This is a genomic window from Candidatus Methylacidiphilales bacterium (assembly GCA_025056655.1).
Lineage (GTDB): Bacteria > Verrucomicrobiota > Verrucomicrobiia > Methylacidiphilales > JANWVL01 > JANWVL01.
Genome location: JANWVL010000055.1, coordinates 99,588 through 116,855 on the forward strand (window position 1 = coordinate 99,588; position 17,268 = coordinate 116,855).

Genomic DNA, 17,268 nt, shown 5'->3' on the forward strand with positions numbered 1-17,268 from the left:
GTAAAGTGCTAGCTTCCCCAGCTGACGGTTATCAACTCAACCGAATCGGTCAAAGCCTCACATAAAAGCCCTTGAGCACTTGCTGAAAGTAGCCAAGCATCGCCCGATGAGGACCCAAAACGGAGTTCAGAGTCTCCTTCTAGAATGCAATCCGCCTGACCACGTGTGATAAACTGGTAATAAAAGCTTCGTCCGCGAGGAGAAAAACACATTCGTTCACCTTTCAGAAGCCAAAAGCGTTCGACTTTAAAATAAGGACAGTTTAAAAGTGTGCTGCCGTGCGGTTGAACGAAGGTCGGCTCGTAATCATCAAAGTGTATAGATTTCAAGGCTTGCTCAACGTGGAGCTCGCGTAAGTTACCATTAGAATCTCTCCGCTGCCAATCGTCCACTCGATACGTCGTATCAGAGTTTTGTTGAATTTCTAAAATAAAGTTCCCAGCGCCGATCGCATGCACACGTCCTGAGGGTAAAAACATTGCTTCTCCCGTTGAGGTCTTCAGAGAATGCAGTAGGTGGGGGAGGTTAGGGGTGCCAACTGCTTGTTGAAATTGAGCACGCGTCACCCCCTTTTTGAGTCCTACATAGATTTTAGCGTCCTGTTGTGTCTCCAAAAAATACCAAAGTTCAGTTTTAGGCTCCCCGCCCAAAGCATTCGCTACATTTTCTGGCGGATGCACTTGAACGCTAAGGGTATCTGCACAATCCAATAACTTAATCAGAATAGGAAACCTTTGAGAATTAGGCGCATCAGTGCCAAAAAATGTTGTGCGTTGCGTTTCCCATAGCTCGTGGAGTGTGGTAGTCAAATTGCTTCTTCGATCATATAATTCACTGCAGTCCTCTGAACGATCCACTAGTTCCCATGACTCTCCATAACGATGCTGATCCGGCAAACTGCGCCCCCAATCAGCCAATTTTCGACCTCCCCAGATTCTTGTCTTAAGAATTGGCTTGATGGTATAGATAATCGGTTGGGTTTTGCACAACATATATTGTGCGAAGTTAATCAGTTAACGGCTGTGATGGTCGCTCTGTATACAGTCGGACGTACGGCGTTCGTGTTGCTTGATGTTTGAGCAACGGCTTAGCCTTGGATAGTTTTTCAATACTGAATGGCACTTCAAACAAAATCTTATTCAGTGCCCAGCTCAATAGAGTTAAAGGATCTCCTTCAACCGAATCCAAACTTACTGATTGAACATTTTCAGAAGGCTGTCGTCGACATAATCCAGCCTCAGAAAAAACATAATCTAAAAAACTTACATTACGCACAGTAATTTTAAGCGATTTAATGGATAAATCAAACGGACAATTCTCAGCCCAATCGCTTAGGACATCTATATTACTGCGTCCGCTTGACTCTCTTACTATCTGCCATTTTCTGATTATTCCTGATATTTCATTGATGTAAATGATGTTATTTTGAGAAAATGGCCAGCCCATCGCTATTTTCGCATTTTCAACTTGAAAAATAATTTCATTGTTATGAATAATATCTATCCTTTTTACCTCTACTTCAGGTGGATAGAGATTAATATACGGGGAATCTATACGAATATAGGAGTGCTCTTTGGATTGTCGAGTAAGATAGTTGATTGCAAGCTCTACAATTTCGTTTCTAAAAATATATATTCCAAATACAATAGCAGATAAATATGTAAAGAAGCGATAGATTAGCTTTAGCATTCACTTAGAATAGGCTCTTGATCTTATCGGTCAGCTTCTCTTTTATTCTTTCTTTTTGTTCCATAATAAAGCCATCACCACCAATTAAATCCTTAATTTTAAGCGGCGTTTTGCTCAGCACCCGTTGTAAGATTCTATCCCTGATCTGTGATATGCTGTGGCTATCCCGTAACGTTTCGTTAATATTGACGTTGTAGGCTATCCTCGGTGGATCGTCCATTATGCTATAGTCGTAGTAACTGACATTATTTACTCGTAACATTAGAGTGGCTATCTTGAATTTAAAATCCTCCTGCGACTTTTTATCAGATTTTTTGTTAGATGATTCATTTCTGCCTTTAGGTTTATCTTCTAATCCTGATTTGGGAAGCATCGTTAAGTTATATTTTTTTTGCTTGTTTCGCTCTATTAATATCTCATTGATATCAATTAAAAGTTCCGAAATCATCCATACCTCTTTCTCTTTCATGGGTGAGCCCAGTCTAATCTTAAACTCGGGGATCCTTATAGAAAACAATTGTTGAAATCCCGGAGGATTTCCAATTTCTATACCTGTAACTCTCAAACTGCGATTGAATAGGTCGAGCTGCGTCTGAGCTATACTTATATCGGCATTCAGGTGCTTTTTTAGTTGTCCCTTAATGAGCGCTAAAGCTAGTTGATTTCTAAATGCATACAACAGTGAGAGAGACAAAATTAAGAAAAACAAAATGCCTAATACAATTAATAAAGGCCAACTTATATGGCCACGATTAATCAAACGAATCATACTCGCGCCAATCCAAAAGCTTGGTGAACCACTTCCAGGGCTTTGGGCCCTGATTCTGCATCAATTATAACGGAAATCTTGATCTCGCTTGTCGAAATCATCTGCACATTCACTTGCGCTTCTGAAAGCGCTTTAAACATCGTTGCTGCAACTCCGCAATGGGATTTCATCCCAATCCCTACTACGGACAACTTGCACACACCATCTTTGGCTATGACCTCACTGGCTCCGATTTGTTTAGACAAGGGCTCAATTACTTTCTGAGCCCGTCCAAGGTCGTCCTTACTTACAGTAAAAGTTATATCCGTGGCCCCCGCTGCAGAGACATTCTGCACAATCATGTCTACGTTTATTTGTGCCTCAGCCAAGGCGGAGAAAATTTTTGCTGCGATTCCTGGCCTATCAGGCACAGCTAAAAGTGTTACCTTAGCTTGGTTTTTATCCAAACTGACGCCACGCACAACGACGTTTTCCATATCCTTTGTCTCACTTCTGACAATTGTTCCCTCCTCTTCACTAAAACTAGATCGCACCTCAAAGACAACACCAAATTTTTTAGCAAATTCTACAGAGCGCGCTTGCATTACTTTGGCTCCAAGCGCAGCCAGCTCAAGCATTTCATCATAACTAATCACCGGAATTTTCCTTGCGTTCGGAACCAGCCGTGGATCCGCCGTGTAAACCCCATCCACGTCAGTGTAAATTTGACAACAATCTGCTTTTAACACGGCTGCGAGAGCAATCGCCGTCAAATCTGAGCCCCCCCGCCCTAGCGTGGTGATATGCCCCTGTTCATCCTGCCCTTGAAATCCTGCTACGATTACCACTTGACCTTGCTCGAGATATTCGTGAACCCTTCTCGGAGTTATATTCAATATTTTTGCGCGTGTGTAACCGCGATCTGTTATAATTCCAGCCTGTGCGCCTGTCAATGAGACCGCCGGCACCCCTAGCGCATGCAGCGCCATTGCCGTCAGAGCAATAGTTGTCTGCTCACCAGTCGCTAGCAACATATCCAACTCCCGCTCAGAAGGCTCAGGCAGAATTTCCTTCGCAAGCTTGATCAATCCATCCGTCACGCCAGACATCGCTGAGACCACGACCACAATCTGATGCCCTTTATCACGCCACTGTTTTATGCGTCGTGCTACGTTCTTGATTCGATCTGGATTCCCTACCGAAGTCCCGCCGTATTTTTGAACAATTAAAGCCATAATCCAGCACTATCCGCACGGTTGCTACATGAAATCTTCAACATGCATTTCAAGCATAGGGTTGCCAACGCAAATCGGATACGCATAGGCTATTATGGTTATACGCAAAATCTCCTACAATGAAAATTCTAATCACGACTGGCCCCTCTGCTGTTCCCATCGATGAAATGCGCGTCCTGACAAATATCTCCTCTGGTCAGACAGGCACCGCTCTATCTCATTACTTCAGCCAACGAGGCCATGAAGTCATCTGCCTCCGTGGAAAAGGAGCGCGGGCAGAATTGCCTCCAAAAGGGGTGCTTACGCAGGAATTTAAAGACAACGACCACTTGCTTGAGCTGCTTAAAGACCTATCCATGCGTTTCAGCGCAGATGCAATTCTACACTCAGCGGCCTTAAGCGACTTTGTCTTAGATTACATAACAGACGCAGAAGGCCGTCGAATCGTGGCTAAAAAAATTCCCAGTCGCATAAATGGCATAAGACTAGTCCTCAAGCCTGCTCCTAAAATCCTTCCCCAGCTCCCTCACCTCTGGCCTAGTGCACGAATTGTTGGATGGAAATACGAACTCGATGGCGATCATGACTCAGCAGTGGCTGCCGCAATCCAGCAAGTGCGCGACTCCCAGACGCATTTTGTCGTCGTCAACGGCACGGCATACGGACGGGGATTCGGAATCTGCAATGCCGAGCGACAACTCGATCATGCACCTGACTTACTTGTCCTTGCTCAACGCCTTGAAAATCACCTCTCTACCCCACTAAAAAAATAAATCCCTTGCGCATCCCCTTCCCTCGCGGCTAAAGAGCCCACTGATTTCATTTAATGCTATGCAAGCCGAATCCTTTATACAAAGACGTTTCGCAGATCGAATCGGAGGTGAACGTTTCGGAAAAGATACAGCCATCTACAAATTCGAAAAAATCAAGCGAGCCAAACGCGCCGCCCAACAAGCCCATCCCGATGTGCCTTTATTAGATTTGGGGGTCGGGGAACCAGATGACATGGCCTTTCCGGAAGTCGTTCAAAAACTATGCGAAGAAGCTGCCAAACCCGAGAATCGCGGCTATGCCGACAACGGTGGTCCAGTTTTGAAAGAAGCAGCAGCCCGTTACATGCAACGTGTCTGTGGAGTCAAGCTCGACCCTGAAACCCAAATCTTGCACTCCATCGGCTCAAAGGCTGCTCTTTCTATTCTTCCCGCAGCGTTAATCAATCCCGGCGATGTCACCCTGATGACCGTCCCGGGCTACCCAGTTTTTGGCACCCATGCGAAATACTATGGTGGGGAAGTTTATAATCTTCCCCTTCTAAAACAAAACGCCTTCTTGCCCGATCTCAAGAGCATTCCGCCCGAGATTCTGAAACGCGCCAAAGTTCTCGTTCTCAATTATCCCAATAACCCCACAGGCGCATCTGCCACAGAGGCCTTTTTCAAAGAAGTCGTCGAATGGGCGCTCCAAAATGAAATCATTGTCATTCATGACTTCGCTTATGCAGCTTTAGTTTATGAAGGAAAACCACTCAGTTTTCTCTCTATCCCGGGCGCCATGGAAGTAGGCATTGAGTTGCACTCTGCATCAAAAAACTTCAATATGACTGGCTGGCGGTGCGGCTTCGTAGCTGGCAATCCCCTTTTGATCAAGGCCTACGGAGCAGTCAAAGATAACACGGACTCAGGCCAGTTTCTTGCCATTCAGCATGCCGTTGCTTATTGCTTCGATCACCCTGAGATCACGCAAGCGATTGCTGCAAAGTATTCTCGGCGGATGGATTTGCTAGTCCCAGCGCTGAAGAGGTTAGGTTTCGATGTTGAGAAACCCAAAGGCTCTTTCTTTCTATATGCCCCCTCCCCTCGTGCAGCGATCCGCTGTGATGGCTCAAAAATAGAGTTCCCTAATGCGGAGGCCTTTTCTCAATGGATGATCACTGAACACCTGATCTCGACAGTGCCGTGGGATGACGCAGGTAGCTATATACGCTTCAGTGTCACATTCAGTGCGCCTGGCGGCTTGGAGAAAGAAAAAGAGGTAATAGCCGAGCTCGAGCGACGCTTAAGCTCGTATCAGCTTATATTTTAGTTAGTAGCTCCATCAGCCTGCAGAGAGAGGTCAGTGATCACTAAGACGCGGATTGTCTCGGCCATGCTTTCCACTGTTGAACGGTCCCAATCAAAGATAGAAGGATTGAAGGCCTCCCCGATAGCAATCTTTCTTTCAGGATGAATGCTTAAGGATCGGTTGAGAGGCACAATCAGCTCAGCTGATTGAATTTTGGAGGAAAGCAACTCTGCGGAATGAAGTTCAACCACATCGAGAAACAAAGTGCCAAGCGCAATCGGAGCTCCACCCGACCTGCGATAAAACGGAACGTATAAGTATTGAGAAAAATCCTGAGAATACTGGCGGCTCGACTCATATCCTGCCCCTTGTCGCCCGAAGGCATCCTTTAGCCGCACCAGATCGCCCTTCATGGGCGGTGTCTCGACTTCCAAGACGTATATCCCGCCCTCTGATATTGCCGTAGTGGAATGAAAGACGCATGCCTCGAGCACGACTGCATCGCCGGGAGAGAGTTTGTAGCGATTCTCAAGCGTCGAGGAGACAGCCTTCCCTTGTAGCAAGAGAAGGGATGTGCGTTTCTTTACGTGGCAATGTAGCGAGGTGCTTTTGAGATAATCAATGTGAAGAAACCAGATCGCAACGTGTGCATCTTGATACCAGAGATATTCGTAGCCCCAAGGCTTATTGACGACACATTGGGTGTAGTCGTAGATGTTAGCCTCAGCATTCACCTGCGTCTTTACGCGCGAGAGATTTTCGTAATCTGCTGAGCTAGGAAAAATCTTGGCGACCATGAAAAGAAAGGGATGAGAGGAATGCTTATTTCGGGAACAACATCTGATAAACTCTTAAGGTCTCTCTCATCCACTCCGGATTGTTGCGAAAGTGAGGAGCTGTGATGACGTTTCGATCCACTACAACAGGCGCATCTTGATAAAGTGCGCCTGCGTTGATCAGATCATCTTTGCATCCTACATAACACGTCATCTGGCGCCCACGAACGATCTTAGCGGAAATGAGGACCCACGGGCCATGACAAATGCTGGCTATAATTTTTCCAGCAGCATCAGCTTCACGTAAACACTCAAGGACATTGGGAATTTGTCGAACTCGGTCCGGTGACTCATAACCACCGGGAATAACAAACACGTCGTAATCTGCTGCCTTGATAAGATTGGCGTCCACAGTCGCTTTGATGGGCAACCCCCACTTGCCTTGCACATCTATTTTCCCACGTGTGGCAACATCCACATGGAGACCTGCTTCCTGCAATCGATAATAGGGATAAGCGAATTCTGTGTCCTCAACTGCGTGAGAAATGATGATAACAGCTTTGTTGTTACGTTTCATAGTCTGAGCTTAGGTTAAATCAGCCAACCATAAACGACGGTTTTGGGCGTAGAGTTCGTTAAGATAAAGAATGTCTCGCTCGGTATCTACGGCATACCAAAAATCAGTGTGGGGGAAGACAGCAACTTCTTGTTCTTCAGCAAGTCTTTTGAAGACTTCACGCTCGATGCTGGACTCACTGAAGACTTCTACGTAGTTGAAGATCTCAGGTTGGCAAATCATGAATCCACCATTGATGAAGCCCCCCTGCCCTGTCAACCGAGCGTGGGGATCATAACGCGTGACACGCCCCGCTTCTGTATAAAATGTGCCAAAACGCGTATGGGGTTGCACACCTGTCACAGTGAGAATGACACCGGAGCTCTCATGAAAAGTTAACAATTTATCGATACGAACATTACACAGACAGTCGCAATACGTGAGAAAAAAAGGCTCAGAGCCGAGGTATCGTTGACAACGAGAGAGACGTGATCCGGTGTGTGCATCATGACCTGTGTCCACCAGTGTAATTTTCCAATCTTCCTCTTGGATGGTGTTGAGATGTTCTATGGTGCCGCTAGCAGCATCGATGCGGATGTCATGCGTCATGTCTTTATATTTAATAAAGTAACTCCGGATGGCATCCCCACCCTCACCCAAAGCGAGAACAAAATCGTTATACCCAAAGATCGAAAAAGATTTCATCACGTGCCAGACCAACGGCTTACCACCGATACTAATCATGGCCTTAGAAATGCGGTTGTGTGTATGCGGGTCTATGATACCACGACCTCCGCATAAAATGAGGACTTTCATAGCCTGGCTTATTCAATAAGAGAATAGCTCCGATGCCAAGAGATAGTTTGCTCAAGCGCCTCTTTGATAGAAAGCCAGCTGGTATAGCCACAGAGACCGTGAGTCAAAGTCATCGAAGGAAGGTATGTCTGGCCGGCTAAACTGGGCGTTGCGAGATTAGCATCCAACCTGACAGGTAGCCCACACAGATCGGCAATTTGTTTTGCGAGGGTAAGCACGTCCAGAGCAGTGTCGGAGCCGATGTTATAAATCTCGCGAGGTTTTCCACGAGCTGCCAGACTCCAGAGCATCGCTGCCATCTCAAAGCCATGTTGATAGCTTCGAATAGCGCTGGGATTCCTCACGATGAGAGGTTCACGACGCAGAGCGCTTCGCAAAAAATAAGAGACAGCATAGTGCGAATCGAGCGAAAGATATGGGCCTACGAAGGCAAAAAGTCGAGCGATTATCGGCTCGAAGGAGGGGTTTTCAGCCGCCCAACATGCCAGCATCATTTCGGCGCAACGTTTCGCTTCGCCGTAAGCTTCTTGGGAGCAACGTGTATCTGGGGCTGTCAAGCTAGTTTCTTCAAGAGGTGCAGAGTGGCTTCGAACACCGTATACAGCGCCGGAGCTTGTAAAAAGAAATTTCTGCGATCCAAGCGCATTCGCCACGGTGAGCATATGACGCATAACAGTAACCGTTTCTGGAATTACTCTCGTAGGGCGGCTCATTAGCTCTTGCGCTGATACTTCAGCAGCACCATGAATGATAAGACTCACACGTCGCGGACAGGCTTGAGCTTTTGCCACAATGGTGCTCACACATTGCGGCTGGGTGAGATCTGCGGATATGAGTTGGAGGCGTTGTGAAAAAACCTCAAAAAGATGCGGCATCTCCAGTTGCAATCTTTCGGGCCTGCGCGATACGACGAATAAGCATTCAGGAATAATACCAAACGTCACCTTACCCCATGCGGCAACCTCGAGGAGCCATTTGCCGACGAAACCGCTTCCGCCGGAGATGAGGATAGCTTGCTGATGCAGGAGTCCATTGAGATCTTGACGCAAGATTTTACTGACATCAGGCGGAATGTATGGAACAGCCCTAGATTGCATCGTCTACTAATACTACTCTTCTACTGAAATGGGGAACGATTTTTGCCGAGTCGAGGTTTTTCCGATTGCCTTAAGTGCCCGATTTAGGCAATTTTTCTCGCCATGCCCGACTCCTTATTTTCTACGACTGATCTGCAAACCGGCTCTTACTGCATACATAAAAGTTGGGGTTTTGGAAAAATCCGCGAAATTGACACGACGAGCGGCAAAGTTGTGATCGATTTTGCTCAAAAAAGCAATCATCTGATGGACATAGAGTATGCTGAGGAGAGCTTGGAAATCCTTCCGCCAGATCATGTCCTAGTGCTTAAATATAATAAATCCGAAGAGCTGCGCACTCTTGCCAACAACGACCCTGTAGCTCTAGTGGAGAGGCTCGTTCGCTCATTAGAGACTCAAGCTTCTTGCGAAAAAATACAGGAAATTCTGTGTCCGGAAATTGTTGCTGAAACGGACTGGAAGAAATGGTGGGAGAACACGCGCAACCTGCTAAAGAAGAGCGGTCGGTTTGAAATTCCGAATAAGAAAAATGCTCCAATCAAGGTGCTTGAAAGGGCCTTACTGCCCCAGGACAAGGCGTTGCAAGATTTGATGAACGCAAAGGGGCCTGCGGAATTTATCAAGGCGTTGGAGGGTCTAAAGAAATATGAATCCCTTCTGCGAGATAACGAGGCGCAAGCACAGACTATTCTTGGTTTAATTGAATCGGTTTTGAGCAAAACCCCTAAATCGCAGTTTGCGACGTGTATTCAGCTTATTTTTTACCGTAATTACTGGGCTCAACTTTTAGGCAAATCGGAGCGTGAACTATCCCCACAACCGCTCGATGTGCTTCCCTCGAATATATCTAGCTGGGTGCAAGTCTTTGAGAAACTCTCTTCCCATCAACAAGCCGCTCTTCTTCGGGAAATCAAGATGCGTCGCCCTAACGAATGGGAGGCTAATACAATAACCTTGCTCTGCTACGGTGATCAAAAATTAACGGAAAATATCGCTGAGCTTTATCGAGAAGAAGGGCAAGCAGAGGCGTTTTTGAATATCCTGAATCGGCTCATACAGGAGCGCCGACTAAATTCTGAATCGATGTTGTGGGTCTGCAAAAGTCGTTTCCCTGGCACGGAGCGGCTTCGCAAACCTGATTTAATCTTAGCCATCCTCTCCATAATCGAAAGGGAGCAGGCGATGGAAACCAAACGCTCCAATCGTCTCTACGATGCGCTTATTTCGGATAAAGGGATGCTTACAGATCTGCTCCAAAAAGCAGAAATCGAAGACGTCCGAGATATCACTCGAGCTGTGTTGTTAAGCACAATCTTCAAAGATCTCGATAAACGTTCTTTCCTCGCCTCGATCATCAAACTTCATCCCGAAGTGGAATCGATGGTCTCCGGCCAAGAACAGAAATCTCAGAATGCACAGGCTCAGGCTCCATTGATCGTCTCTTGGGAGAGCTTAGCGCGTCGGAAAGCAGAGCTAGAGGAGCTCATCAACAAGAAAATTCCAGACAACAGTAAAGAGATAGCTATTGCTCGCTCTTACGGTGATTTAAGAGAGAATCATGAGTTTAAGGCAGCAAAAGAGATGCAAAGGGTTTTGTTAAGACGCAAAGCAGAACTTGAGGAAGCCCTCTCACGAGCTCAAGGGACAGATTTTCGCGGGGTCATCGCGGATTCTGTCAAAATCGGGACAGTGGTGACTCTGAAGAATGCCTCAGATCAAAAGGAGATCACATATACTATACTTGGTGCATGGGATAGCGATCCACACCAGGGTATCATTTCCTACCAATCTGCGTTGGGGCAGGCTTTGCTAAACAAAAAGGTCGGTGAATGGGTAACTTTGCAAGTTGAAGAAGGCGATCCGATTACGGCTGAAGTTATCTCAATAAAACCTTATGTCACTGAATAAAAAACATCCGCAACTTGATTTTTGCCGCACAATCACTACTACTCCATGAGGTTAATATGAAAACACGCATAACTGAGATTCTAGCTCGCCAAGTGCTCGATTCCCGTGGCAATCCAACCCTAGAAGCAGAGGTGCGCCTAGCGGACGGGTCTAGGGGTCTTGCCATAGTGCCATCTGGGGCGAGCACAGGGGAACATGAAGCCTTAGAACTGCGAGATGGCGATAAAAGTAGGTTTCGAGGTAAGTCCGTCATGAAAGCGGTAGCAAACGTCAGGAACGTAATTGCACCGGCTTTAATCGGCAAAGATGCCACTGCGCAAATCGAAATTGACCATGTTATGCTTGAGTTGGATGGCACGAAAACGAAATCCAAACTCGGCGCGAATGCTATCCTGGGTGTTTCAATGGCAACTGCGCGCGCTGCAGCCGCATCACTAGGGCTGCCACTATATCGTTATTTAGGAGGCACGGGGGCTCGGACGTTGCCTGTGCCACTTGCTAACATTATCAACGGTGGCGCCCACAGTGATGCGCCTATTGACTTTCAGGAGTTTATGATCGTTCCAAAGGGCGCGCCGACTTTTTCTGAGGCGATCCGTTATGGCGTTGAGACTTTTCATGCACTGAAGGATGTCTTGCGTGATCGGCATTTATCTACAGCTGTGGGGGACGAGGGAGGGTTTGCCCCTGCATTCAAGTCCATCGAAGAAGCATTTGACTGCATTGCAGAGGCAGTGAAGCGAGCCGGCTACGAACTCGGGAAAGATATATTTATTGCATTAGATGTAGCGAGTAGTGAATTTTACGATGAAACGACTCGCCAGTATGTATTTAAAAAATCAGACGGATCAAGACGCACGGCAGCCGAGCTCGTGGCTTATTACAAAGAGCTACAATCCAAATACCCGATCATCTCGATTGAAGATGGAACTGCAGAAAATGATTGGGACGGTTGGAAAATTCTCACTCAAGAGATGGGGCACAATACTCAGCTAGTGGGCGATGACCTTTTCGTTACCAATGTAGAGTTTTTACAAAAAGGAATAGATTTAGGGGTAGCGAACTCAATCCTTATCAAGGTAAATCAGATTGGGACGCTAACTGAGACATTTGAGGCTGTTGAATTGGCTAAGCGGGCTGGTTATACTTCGATTTTAAGCCATCGCTCGGGAGAGAGCGAGGATTCCACCATTGCAGATATTGCAGTAGCCCTGAATGTCGGGCAAATAAAGACAGGCTCATTCTCTCGTTCGGACCGAATTGCCAAGTATAATCAGCTACTAAGAATCGAAGAAGAATTGGGATCAGCAGCTGTTTATGGAGGAGTAATTTAATTCCGCCTTCACAAACATAAGGCATTGATTTATAGCTGGACGTAATGAGCGCTTCGCCTGTCATCAGGTTTGTTTCACAAACGCTCAAGATATTATTGCTGATCATTAGTATCGTCATCATCATCTTGCTCTTCATCCCTCAAATAAAGCAGATGAACGAATTCCAGGCTAAACGTGACCGAATTGCCGAACTCATTCGACAAGAGCGGCAAAAACAATTAGATTTACAAAACGAAATTTATCTCATCCAACACTCTCCGCATTATTTTGAACGGTTAGTCCGAGACCGCTTAAACTTGGCTAAACCAGGGGAAGTGATATTCAGATTTGATCCGTATCCGACACCACAGACTTCTCGAACGCCATAAACGATCAGGCGGTGAAATAGTGTTTCACGAGTGGGCTAACCCCTTACACAAGCACAAGAAATAGTGCTTTGGATAGGCCGTATATAACAAACAGCAAGGGTGTAAAATTCATCACGATGATGAAAACAATAAAAATCCAAGGGGCATACATCCTCTCAAAATCACGATGCCATCCCATCAGAACCCGCAACCACGTCCAGCCTTCTAATGGAGGAAGCGGCACGAGATTAAGGACTGCCAGAAAAACAGCAACGAAGACTGTCTGACCCATTAAAGGGTAGAAGAGACTGTTTGAATCAATAAATAACTTGCCGAGTATTGCAACTAATGCTGCAACGAATACCAATGAAACTATACCAACAGCCCCGAGAACTACTTCACTTTTTGCCCCGTTGCGCAATACTCGACTATCATATTCCAAACGCTTCCCCCAGCCAAAGAGCGGCACAAGTTCAAACGTCACGTCCCCAATCATCAAAATCCCTATTAATGGGATAATTATGGTGCCAAAGAGGTCGATGTGCTTCATTGGATTCAGAGATTCGCGCCCCTCACTTCTCGGGCTAAGATCCCCAAGCCACCGTGCTGTAAGAGCCTGACAATATCGCTGCCACGTCACAACAATCCATAGAATGAAAATTAAATACAGAGATCCAAACGGCGCGCTCATGTTTTGACTTTTCCATTATATCATCACATTCTGCAAGCCTTACTCCTGCCCATGAATCTTCATCTCGCATCGTTCTTTAAGATAATCATGCGCAGTTTCTTGTTATTCACCCTTATTCTGACTGAGAATTTCTCATCTGCGCACAGTAACTCAAATCGCGTCGTGCTCGGTATAGACGTCCTAGCCAGTAATCAATTTAGGGGTCTGGAGGGTAAAAAAGTCGGACTGATTACCAACCAAAGCGGAGTTAACGAACTCGGCATATCTACAGTTGATATCCTCAGACAGGCCCCACAAGTAAATTTAGTCGCCCTATTTGCGCCTGAGCACGGGATCTACGGTGCTGAGCCGGCCGGTGAATATGTTCCGACCCTTAAGGATGAATATACAGGTCTAACTGTTTACTCACTTTATGGGCCGACGAGAAAACCCACTCCAGAGATGTTACGCGGCATCGATGTGCTAGTTTTCGACATTCAGGACATCGGGAGCAGGAGTTACACATACATCAGCACACTTGGACTTGCTATGGAGGCGGCAGGTGAAGCGGGCATTGAGTTTTATGTTTTGGATCGTCCTAATCCATTGGGTGGTAATCGCATCGAAGGGCCGTTGCTGGATCCGCAATTTCGATCTTTTGTTGGCCAATGGGAGATTCCCTATGTTCACGGGCTTACTATCGGTGAGCTAGCAAAGATGATTATCGGGGAAAAATGGATCGAGGCATCTCCCTCACTTACTGTGGTGCCAATGCATAATTGGAAACGAGAAATGATTTGGCACGATACGGGACTGGTGTGGGTTCCGACATCGCCTCACATTCCATCCCCAGAGAGCGCTTTTTTCTATGCCATGACCGGTCTCGTAGGTGAGCACGGTCGTATTAGTCATGGAATCGGATACACGTTACCATTTCAAATTCTAGGCCTGCCGCGGCTAGACGCATATCGATTCGCAAGGAATTTAAACGATCGTCAGCTTCCCGGTGTTCGTTTCAGGCCTGCTTTTTTCAGGCCATTTTATGGCGCCCTGCGCGGTCAACTCTGCAGCGGCGCTCAGCCTCACATAGTTGATTTCAGAAAAGTGAATTGCTTCGATACAGGCATCCATATTCTCGATGCTATCGCTCAAACATTTGGAGCCAAAAGTTTCGAGAAGCGCAACCCCAAGCACCTGCAAATGTTCGACTTAATCTGTGGGACAGATCGAATCCGAATCCATTTTGCCTCAGGCAAGGGAGCAAAAGAGCTAATCGAGAGCTACACTCCAGATATTGAAAAATTCAGACGCCAACGCGCTCCCTATCTCATATATTGACCTTTTAGCTCTTGTATTTATCCTCAAATTAACTCAATTCTCCCCCCATGGCTCCTTTCCAAGTGATTATCCAAAAGCAATGCGCGCAAGAGCTCTCAGCCCTTCCTAAATCGCTGCAACTCTCGATCCTTTCTGATTTTTATTCTCTTCCCTGTGATTTAAGCAAGCTAGACCCCGAAAAATTTGGAAAATTACAACGCAACGACCGCACTCTATACCGCTATCGCACAAAAGACTACCGTATCTATTTCGAAAAAACTGATCGTGGCATACTCGTCCATCGCATCCTTCACAAAAACACGCTAAAGGACTTTATTTTTCGGTCTAACTTGGTTCAAACTGAAGAGACCGCCTTACAGAGTAACCCCGAGTTCTGGAAACTTTTCGATCTTTCTTCGGATACAAACTCATCTTCTAAGGTCAGTTCTAAATGAACCTCAGAGCATATCTCATATGCCTTGTGTTAATTTTCCTCTATCACAACTATGGCTTACAAACTAGCGAAGGAGCTTCCCCCAAATCCAAGCACACTTTTCGTGCTCACATCGAGACGGGCTACGCTGCAGGTTTAGCTCCTACACAGGTGCAGGAAGTTTATCTGACCGATCCAGAACAAAAAATTTACGTTCGCGTAATCCCAGAAATCAGCGAGAACGACATCCAAGCAATCGAAGCACGCATCACCAATCAAGGGCTTGGCGCCTTAATCACCCTAAACCGCCGTGGCAGAATTTCACTAGCCACTTGCACAAGTGAGAATCTAGGGCGCATCTTAGTCTTCATGCTAAACGGCCGTGTTATCTACGCTCCAGTGCTCGACGTCCCTATAACCAATGGCCAAATTCTCATCCCAAGAGGCTTTTTGCCCGAAGAGATAGAAGCATTGAAAAAACAATCCAAAAAAAATCGTTGATGCCATCGTAAAAATCAGCACTATCAGTTAACCTCAACATGAGCTCAAGAATTCCTCGCTTTTCCTCCTCTTCTTCAACTTTCCGTTCTAAAAAAGAAACTTCAAAGGATGAGAGCACAACTGAATTAAAAAAAACCTCTCTCTTTGATTTCTACGACGCGCTTGAGGAGACTGCCAAACTCACCGTCAACGTTAATCCTTGTGAAAATTCCCCACACCCTTCTGATGCCACATCAGAGACCAATCATTCATCTCCCACAAACGCACCGCCGACTAATCAGCAAACGTCATCCCCTCCGAACACTACTTCCCCCGATCCTTTACCCATACCGACCTCCCGATCCTATCTACAAAACAGGATTAATAAAGCTCGATACAGCGCTTTCAAATACCAATCCCGCTCAAACATTACCCCGCCTTCCTCTTCATCACCGGCGCCCGCTACCTCTACCAATCCTGCAACAGAGAATCAATCTACAGCCCACAATCCACTTAATTGCCCGTCAACAGCAGAAAAATCAGAATTTCCGTCCCAAAACTCATCCACTCCCCCCTCTCAACCTTCAGAAAACCCACAACCCAACACCCAATACAACTCATCAACAAACACCACCTCTATGAACCCCTCTCTTCACTCCACACCCACTCAATCAAGCAAACTGCGGAACATTGACTTTCGCGAAAACGTCCAGCGTCAAGCCGCTGAGCAAAAATCCATAGGTCGGATTCTTACTGTCATCAGTCTGAGCTTTCTGGTCCTAATCATTGGAGCCTTTGCCCTAGCAACATACGGAGGATATGTTATCTGGAATCGCCTAAACGATCAAAGCGCAACAATTGCCGAAGTCGAAAGCAAATTCACCTCCAGAATTTCTACGCTACAGGCAAGTATAGACCGTTTACAAATTGAACTCAACAAAGCTCAAAAACAAATCGATGAACTCAATCGTCAAAACTTAGAACTAGCACGATCACATCGCGAGCTCCGCGAGCTTACAACCCGCACCAAAGGACAAGTAGACACATTAGCTACACAAATACGCCAAGAAAAAAACTTACGTGACCAACAATATCGCGAGCTAAGTCGCCTCATCACTCGACTCTCCCCCTCCAGCACCCTTTCCCAATCCCCGTCGGCTGCTACTGCCCTACCCACACGAAGATAATTTCCTCCCTCTGTTTTAAGATGACCAGTCTTGTCGAATTCCGTCGACTCATCGAGGAATGGAAAACACGCATACAGCGCGCCAAAAACATCTTGAATCCCACCCCATGGCATGAGGAAGACTGGAGACGCTTTTCCCAAGCCCTTATCCTCTTAGTGATGAAAAATGGAGAGACTTGGCCTAGTGATCATCGCACAAAATATTGGGATCTACGCTGGAAAACCAAAGACGGCGGAGAGCTCGTCTGCCAAGTCGAAGTCTTCGAAGATAACAGCCGCAGCTTGATCGTTGCCCAAGTTGGCGGCTTCGCAGCCTCAGTCGGAAGCTACACTTGGCTATGGGTTGAAATGGATAACGAAGGGCACTTCCGTCGAGATCCCTACTTTGTAGATGGAAGTTGGAAAGAAGCCCTAATGACACTACTTATCCCCCTCAAATATCAGGCGAGTTTCTATCTCGAAAACATGATCCCCCGCAATAGCGCACTCCTGCAGCAACACTCCAATTCATACGATATCAACTCAGACCCCACTCCCCTTACTGCGTCACCACAACCCAATTGCACGACTCCACAAAAGACAAAACAACAAGCTATTGAAGTCGTCTAAAACACT

General features: G+C 46.4%; 18 protein-coding genes and 1 pseudogene. 10 read left to right on the top strand and 9 right to left on the bottom strand.

Annotated features, from left to right (window positions below):
• Nucleotides 1–8: 8 nt before the first annotated feature.
• From NZM04_03115 to NZM04_03130, 4 genes are read right to left on the bottom strand one after another with little or no spacing between them, the layout of a single operon-like run.
• The gene (locus tag NZM04_03115) at nucleotides 9–992 is read right to left on the bottom strand and encodes a class I mannose-6-phosphate isomerase (protein ID MCS7063031.1); all 984 of its coding nucleotides are present in this window, start codon (nucleotides 990–992) and stop codon (nucleotides 9–11) included.
• A gap of 13 nt (nucleotides 993–1,005) precedes the next feature.
• On the bottom strand, nucleotides 1,006–1,689 hold the full coding sequence (locus tag NZM04_03120) for a hypothetical protein (GenBank protein MCS7063032.1): 684 nt from the start codon (nucleotides 1,687–1,689) through the stop codon (nucleotides 1,006–1,008).
• A gap of 4 nt (nucleotides 1,690–1,693) precedes the next feature.
• Complete coding sequence (locus tag NZM04_03125; GenBank protein MCS7063033.1) at nucleotides 1,694–2,458, bottom strand: hypothetical protein; 765 nt, start codon at nucleotides 2,456–2,458, stop codon at nucleotides 1,694–1,696.
• Complete coding sequence (locus tag NZM04_03130) at nucleotides 2,455–3,672, bottom strand: aspartate kinase (GenBank protein MCS7063034.1); 1,218 nt, start codon at nucleotides 3,670–3,672, stop codon at nucleotides 2,455–2,457. The genes NZM04_03125 and NZM04_03130 overlap by 4 nt, the downstream gene beginning before the upstream one ends.
• Nucleotides 3,673–3,791: 119 nt before the next feature.
• On the opposite strand from NZM04_03130, the gene NZM04_03135 reads away from it, so the two are divergent.
• Nucleotides 3,792–4,445 carry a phosphopantothenoylcysteine synthase gene (locus NZM04_03135; GenBank protein ID MCS7063035.1) on the top strand — a complete coding sequence of 218 codons (654 nt, stop codon included), beginning with the start codon at nucleotides 3,792–3,794 and terminating at the stop codon, nucleotides 4,443–4,445.
• Between the two features lie 58 nt (nucleotides 4,446–4,503).
• Nucleotides 4,504–5,754 carry an LL-diaminopimelate aminotransferase gene (locus NZM04_03140; GenBank protein MCS7063036.1) on the top strand — a complete coding sequence of 417 codons (1,251 nt, stop codon included), beginning with the start codon at nucleotides 4,504–4,506 and terminating at the stop codon, nucleotides 5,752–5,754.
• Here NZM04_03140 and NZM04_03145 read toward each other — a convergent pair.
• From NZM04_03145 to NZM04_03160, 4 genes are read right to left on the bottom strand one after another with little or no spacing between them, the layout of a single operon-like run.
• Nucleotides 5,751–6,530 carry a hypothetical protein gene (locus NZM04_03145; protein MCS7063037.1) on the bottom strand — a complete coding sequence of 260 codons (780 nt, stop codon included), beginning with the start codon at nucleotides 6,528–6,530 and terminating at the stop codon, nucleotides 5,751–5,753. The genes NZM04_03140 and NZM04_03145 overlap by 4 nt on opposite strands.
• A 25-nt stretch (nucleotides 6,531–6,555) precedes the next feature.
• Nucleotides 6,556–7,086 carry a type 1 glutamine amidotransferase gene (locus NZM04_03150; protein MCS7063038.1) on the bottom strand — a complete coding sequence of 177 codons (531 nt, stop codon included), beginning with the start codon at nucleotides 7,084–7,086 and terminating at the stop codon, nucleotides 6,556–6,558.
• A 9-nt stretch (nucleotides 7,087–7,095) separates the two neighbouring features.
• Nucleotides 7,096–7,881: a hypothetical protein gene (locus tag NZM04_03155; protein MCS7063039.1), complete on the bottom strand. Its 786-nt coding sequence runs from the start codon at nucleotides 7,879–7,881 to the stop codon at nucleotides 7,096–7,098.
• 8 nt (nucleotides 7,882–7,889) lie between these two features.
• Nucleotides 7,890–8,978: an NAD(P)-dependent oxidoreductase gene (locus NZM04_03160; GenBank protein ID MCS7063040.1), complete on the bottom strand. Its 1,089-nt coding sequence runs from the start codon at nucleotides 8,976–8,978 to the stop codon at nucleotides 7,890–7,892.
• Nucleotides 8,979–9,080: 102 nt separating this feature from the next.
• Between NZM04_03160 and NZM04_03165 the strand changes: the two genes are divergently transcribed.
• The 3 genes and pseudogenes from NZM04_03165 to NZM04_03175 all read left to right on the top strand — a co-directional run bounded on the left by NZM04_03165 (nucleotide 9,081) and on the right by NZM04_03175 (nucleotide 12,588).
• Nucleotides 9,081–10,886, top strand: a complete 1,806-nt coding sequence (locus NZM04_03165; GenBank protein MCS7063041.1) for a GreA/GreB family elongation factor — start codon at nucleotides 9,081–9,083, stop codon at nucleotides 10,884–10,886.
• Nucleotides 10,887–10,942: 56 nt separating this feature from the next.
• Nucleotides 10,943–12,248: pseudogene (eno, locus tag NZM04_03170) on the top strand (phosphopyruvate hydratase).
• Nucleotides 12,249–12,315: 67 nt separating this feature from the next.
• On the top strand, nucleotides 12,316–12,588 hold the full coding sequence (locus NZM04_03175; protein ID MCS7063042.1) for a septum formation initiator family protein: 273 nt from the start codon (nucleotides 12,316–12,318) through the stop codon (nucleotides 12,586–12,588).
• 43 nt (nucleotides 12,589–12,631) lie between these two features.
• On the opposite strand, the gene NZM04_03180 is transcribed toward NZM04_03175, so the two are convergent.
• On the bottom strand, nucleotides 12,632–13,117 hold the full coding sequence (locus tag NZM04_03180; protein MCS7063043.1) for a hypothetical protein: 486 nt from the start codon (nucleotides 13,115–13,117) through the stop codon (nucleotides 12,632–12,634).
• Between the two features lie 228 nt (nucleotides 13,118–13,345).
• On the opposite strand from NZM04_03180, the gene NZM04_03185 reads away from it, so the two are divergent.
• Genes NZM04_03185 through NZM04_03205 form a run of 5 tightly spaced genes read left to right on the top strand, consistent with a single transcriptional unit; the run spans nucleotide 13,346 to nucleotide 17,262 of the window.
• The gene (locus NZM04_03185) at nucleotides 13,346–14,575 is read left to right on the top strand and encodes a DUF1343 domain-containing protein (protein MCS7063044.1); all 1,230 of its coding nucleotides are present in this window, start codon (nucleotides 13,346–13,348) and stop codon (nucleotides 14,573–14,575) included.
• A gap of 47 nt (nucleotides 14,576–14,622) precedes the next feature.
• A complete protein-coding gene (locus NZM04_03190) occupies nucleotides 14,623–15,009 on the top strand; it encodes an addiction module toxin RelE (protein ID MCS7063045.1) in 387 nt (128 codons plus the stop codon).
• The gene (locus tag NZM04_03195; GenBank protein ID MCS7063046.1) at nucleotides 15,006–15,488 is read left to right on the top strand and encodes a hypothetical protein; all 483 of its coding nucleotides are present in this window, start codon (nucleotides 15,006–15,008) and stop codon (nucleotides 15,486–15,488) included. The genes NZM04_03190 and NZM04_03195 overlap by 4 nt, the downstream gene beginning before the upstream one ends.
• A gap of 38 nt (nucleotides 15,489–15,526) precedes the next feature.
• On the top strand, nucleotides 15,527–16,654 hold the full coding sequence (locus NZM04_03200; protein ID MCS7063047.1) for a hypothetical protein: 1,128 nt from the start codon (nucleotides 15,527–15,529) through the stop codon (nucleotides 16,652–16,654).
• 20 nt (nucleotides 16,655–16,674) lie between these two features.
• Entirely contained in the window at nucleotides 16,675–17,262 is a 588-nt protein-coding gene (locus NZM04_03205) for a hypothetical protein (GenBank protein ID MCS7063048.1), read from the top strand.
• Nucleotides 17,263–17,268 lie beyond the last annotated feature (6 nt).

What these genes read in the sequence shown, in the direction of transcription:
- NZM04_03115 (MCS7063031.1), bottom strand. Translation starts at nt 992, where the DNA reads ATGTTGTGCAAAACCCAACCGATTATCTATACCATCAAGCCAATTCTT.
- NZM04_03120 (MCS7063032.1), bottom strand. Translation starts at nt 1,689, where the DNA reads ATGCTAAAGCTAATCTATCGCTTCTTTACATATTTATCTGCTATTGTA.
- NZM04_03125 (MCS7063033.1), bottom strand. Translation starts at nt 2,458, where the DNA reads ATGATTCGTTTGATTAATCGTGGCCATATAAGTTGGCCTTTATTAATT.
- NZM04_03130 (MCS7063034.1), bottom strand. Translation starts at nt 3,672, where the DNA reads ATGGCTTTAATTGTTCAAAAATACGGCGGGACTTCGGTAGGGAATCCA.
- NZM04_03135 (MCS7063035.1), top strand. Translation starts at nt 3,792, where the DNA reads ATGAAAATTCTAATCACGACTGGCCCCTCTGCTGTTCCCATCGATGAA.
- NZM04_03140 (MCS7063036.1), top strand. Translation starts at nt 4,504, where the DNA reads ATGCAAGCCGAATCCTTTATACAAAGACGTTTCGCAGATCGAATCGGA.
- NZM04_03145 (MCS7063037.1), bottom strand. Translation starts at nt 6,530, where the DNA reads ATGGTCGCCAAGATTTTTCCTAGCTCAGCAGATTACGAAAATCTCTCG.
- NZM04_03150 (MCS7063038.1), bottom strand. Translation starts at nt 7,086, where the DNA reads ATGAAACGTAACAACAAAGCTGTTATCATCATTTCTCACGCAGTTGAG.
- NZM04_03155 (MCS7063039.1), bottom strand. Translation starts at nt 7,881, where the DNA reads ATGAAAGTCCTCATTTTATGCGGAGGTCGTGGTATCATAGACCCGCAT.
- NZM04_03160 (MCS7063040.1), bottom strand. Translation starts at nt 8,978, where the DNA reads ATGCAATCTAGGGCTGTTCCATACATTCCGCCTGATGTCAGTAAAATC.
- NZM04_03165 (MCS7063041.1), top strand. Translation starts at nt 9,081, where the DNA reads ATGCCCGACTCCTTATTTTCTACGACTGATCTGCAAACCGGCTCTTAC.
- NZM04_03180 (MCS7063043.1), bottom strand. Translation starts at nt 13,117, where the DNA reads ATGAAGCACATCGACCTCTTTGGCACCATAATTATCCCATTAATAGGG.
- NZM04_03185 (MCS7063044.1), top strand. Translation starts at nt 13,346, where the DNA reads ATGCGCAGTTTCTTGTTATTCACCCTTATTCTGACTGAGAATTTCTCA.
- NZM04_03190 (MCS7063045.1), top strand. Translation starts at nt 14,623, where the DNA reads ATGGCTCCTTTCCAAGTGATTATCCAAAAGCAATGCGCGCAAGAGCTC.
- NZM04_03195 (MCS7063046.1), top strand. Translation starts at nt 15,006, where the DNA reads ATGAACCTCAGAGCATATCTCATATGCCTTGTGTTAATTTTCCTCTAT.
- NZM04_03200 (MCS7063047.1), top strand. Translation starts at nt 15,527, where the DNA reads ATGAGCTCAAGAATTCCTCGCTTTTCCTCCTCTTCTTCAACTTTCCGT.
- NZM04_03205 (MCS7063048.1), top strand. Translation starts at nt 16,675, where the DNA reads ATGACCAGTCTTGTCGAATTCCGTCGACTCATCGAGGAATGGAAAACA.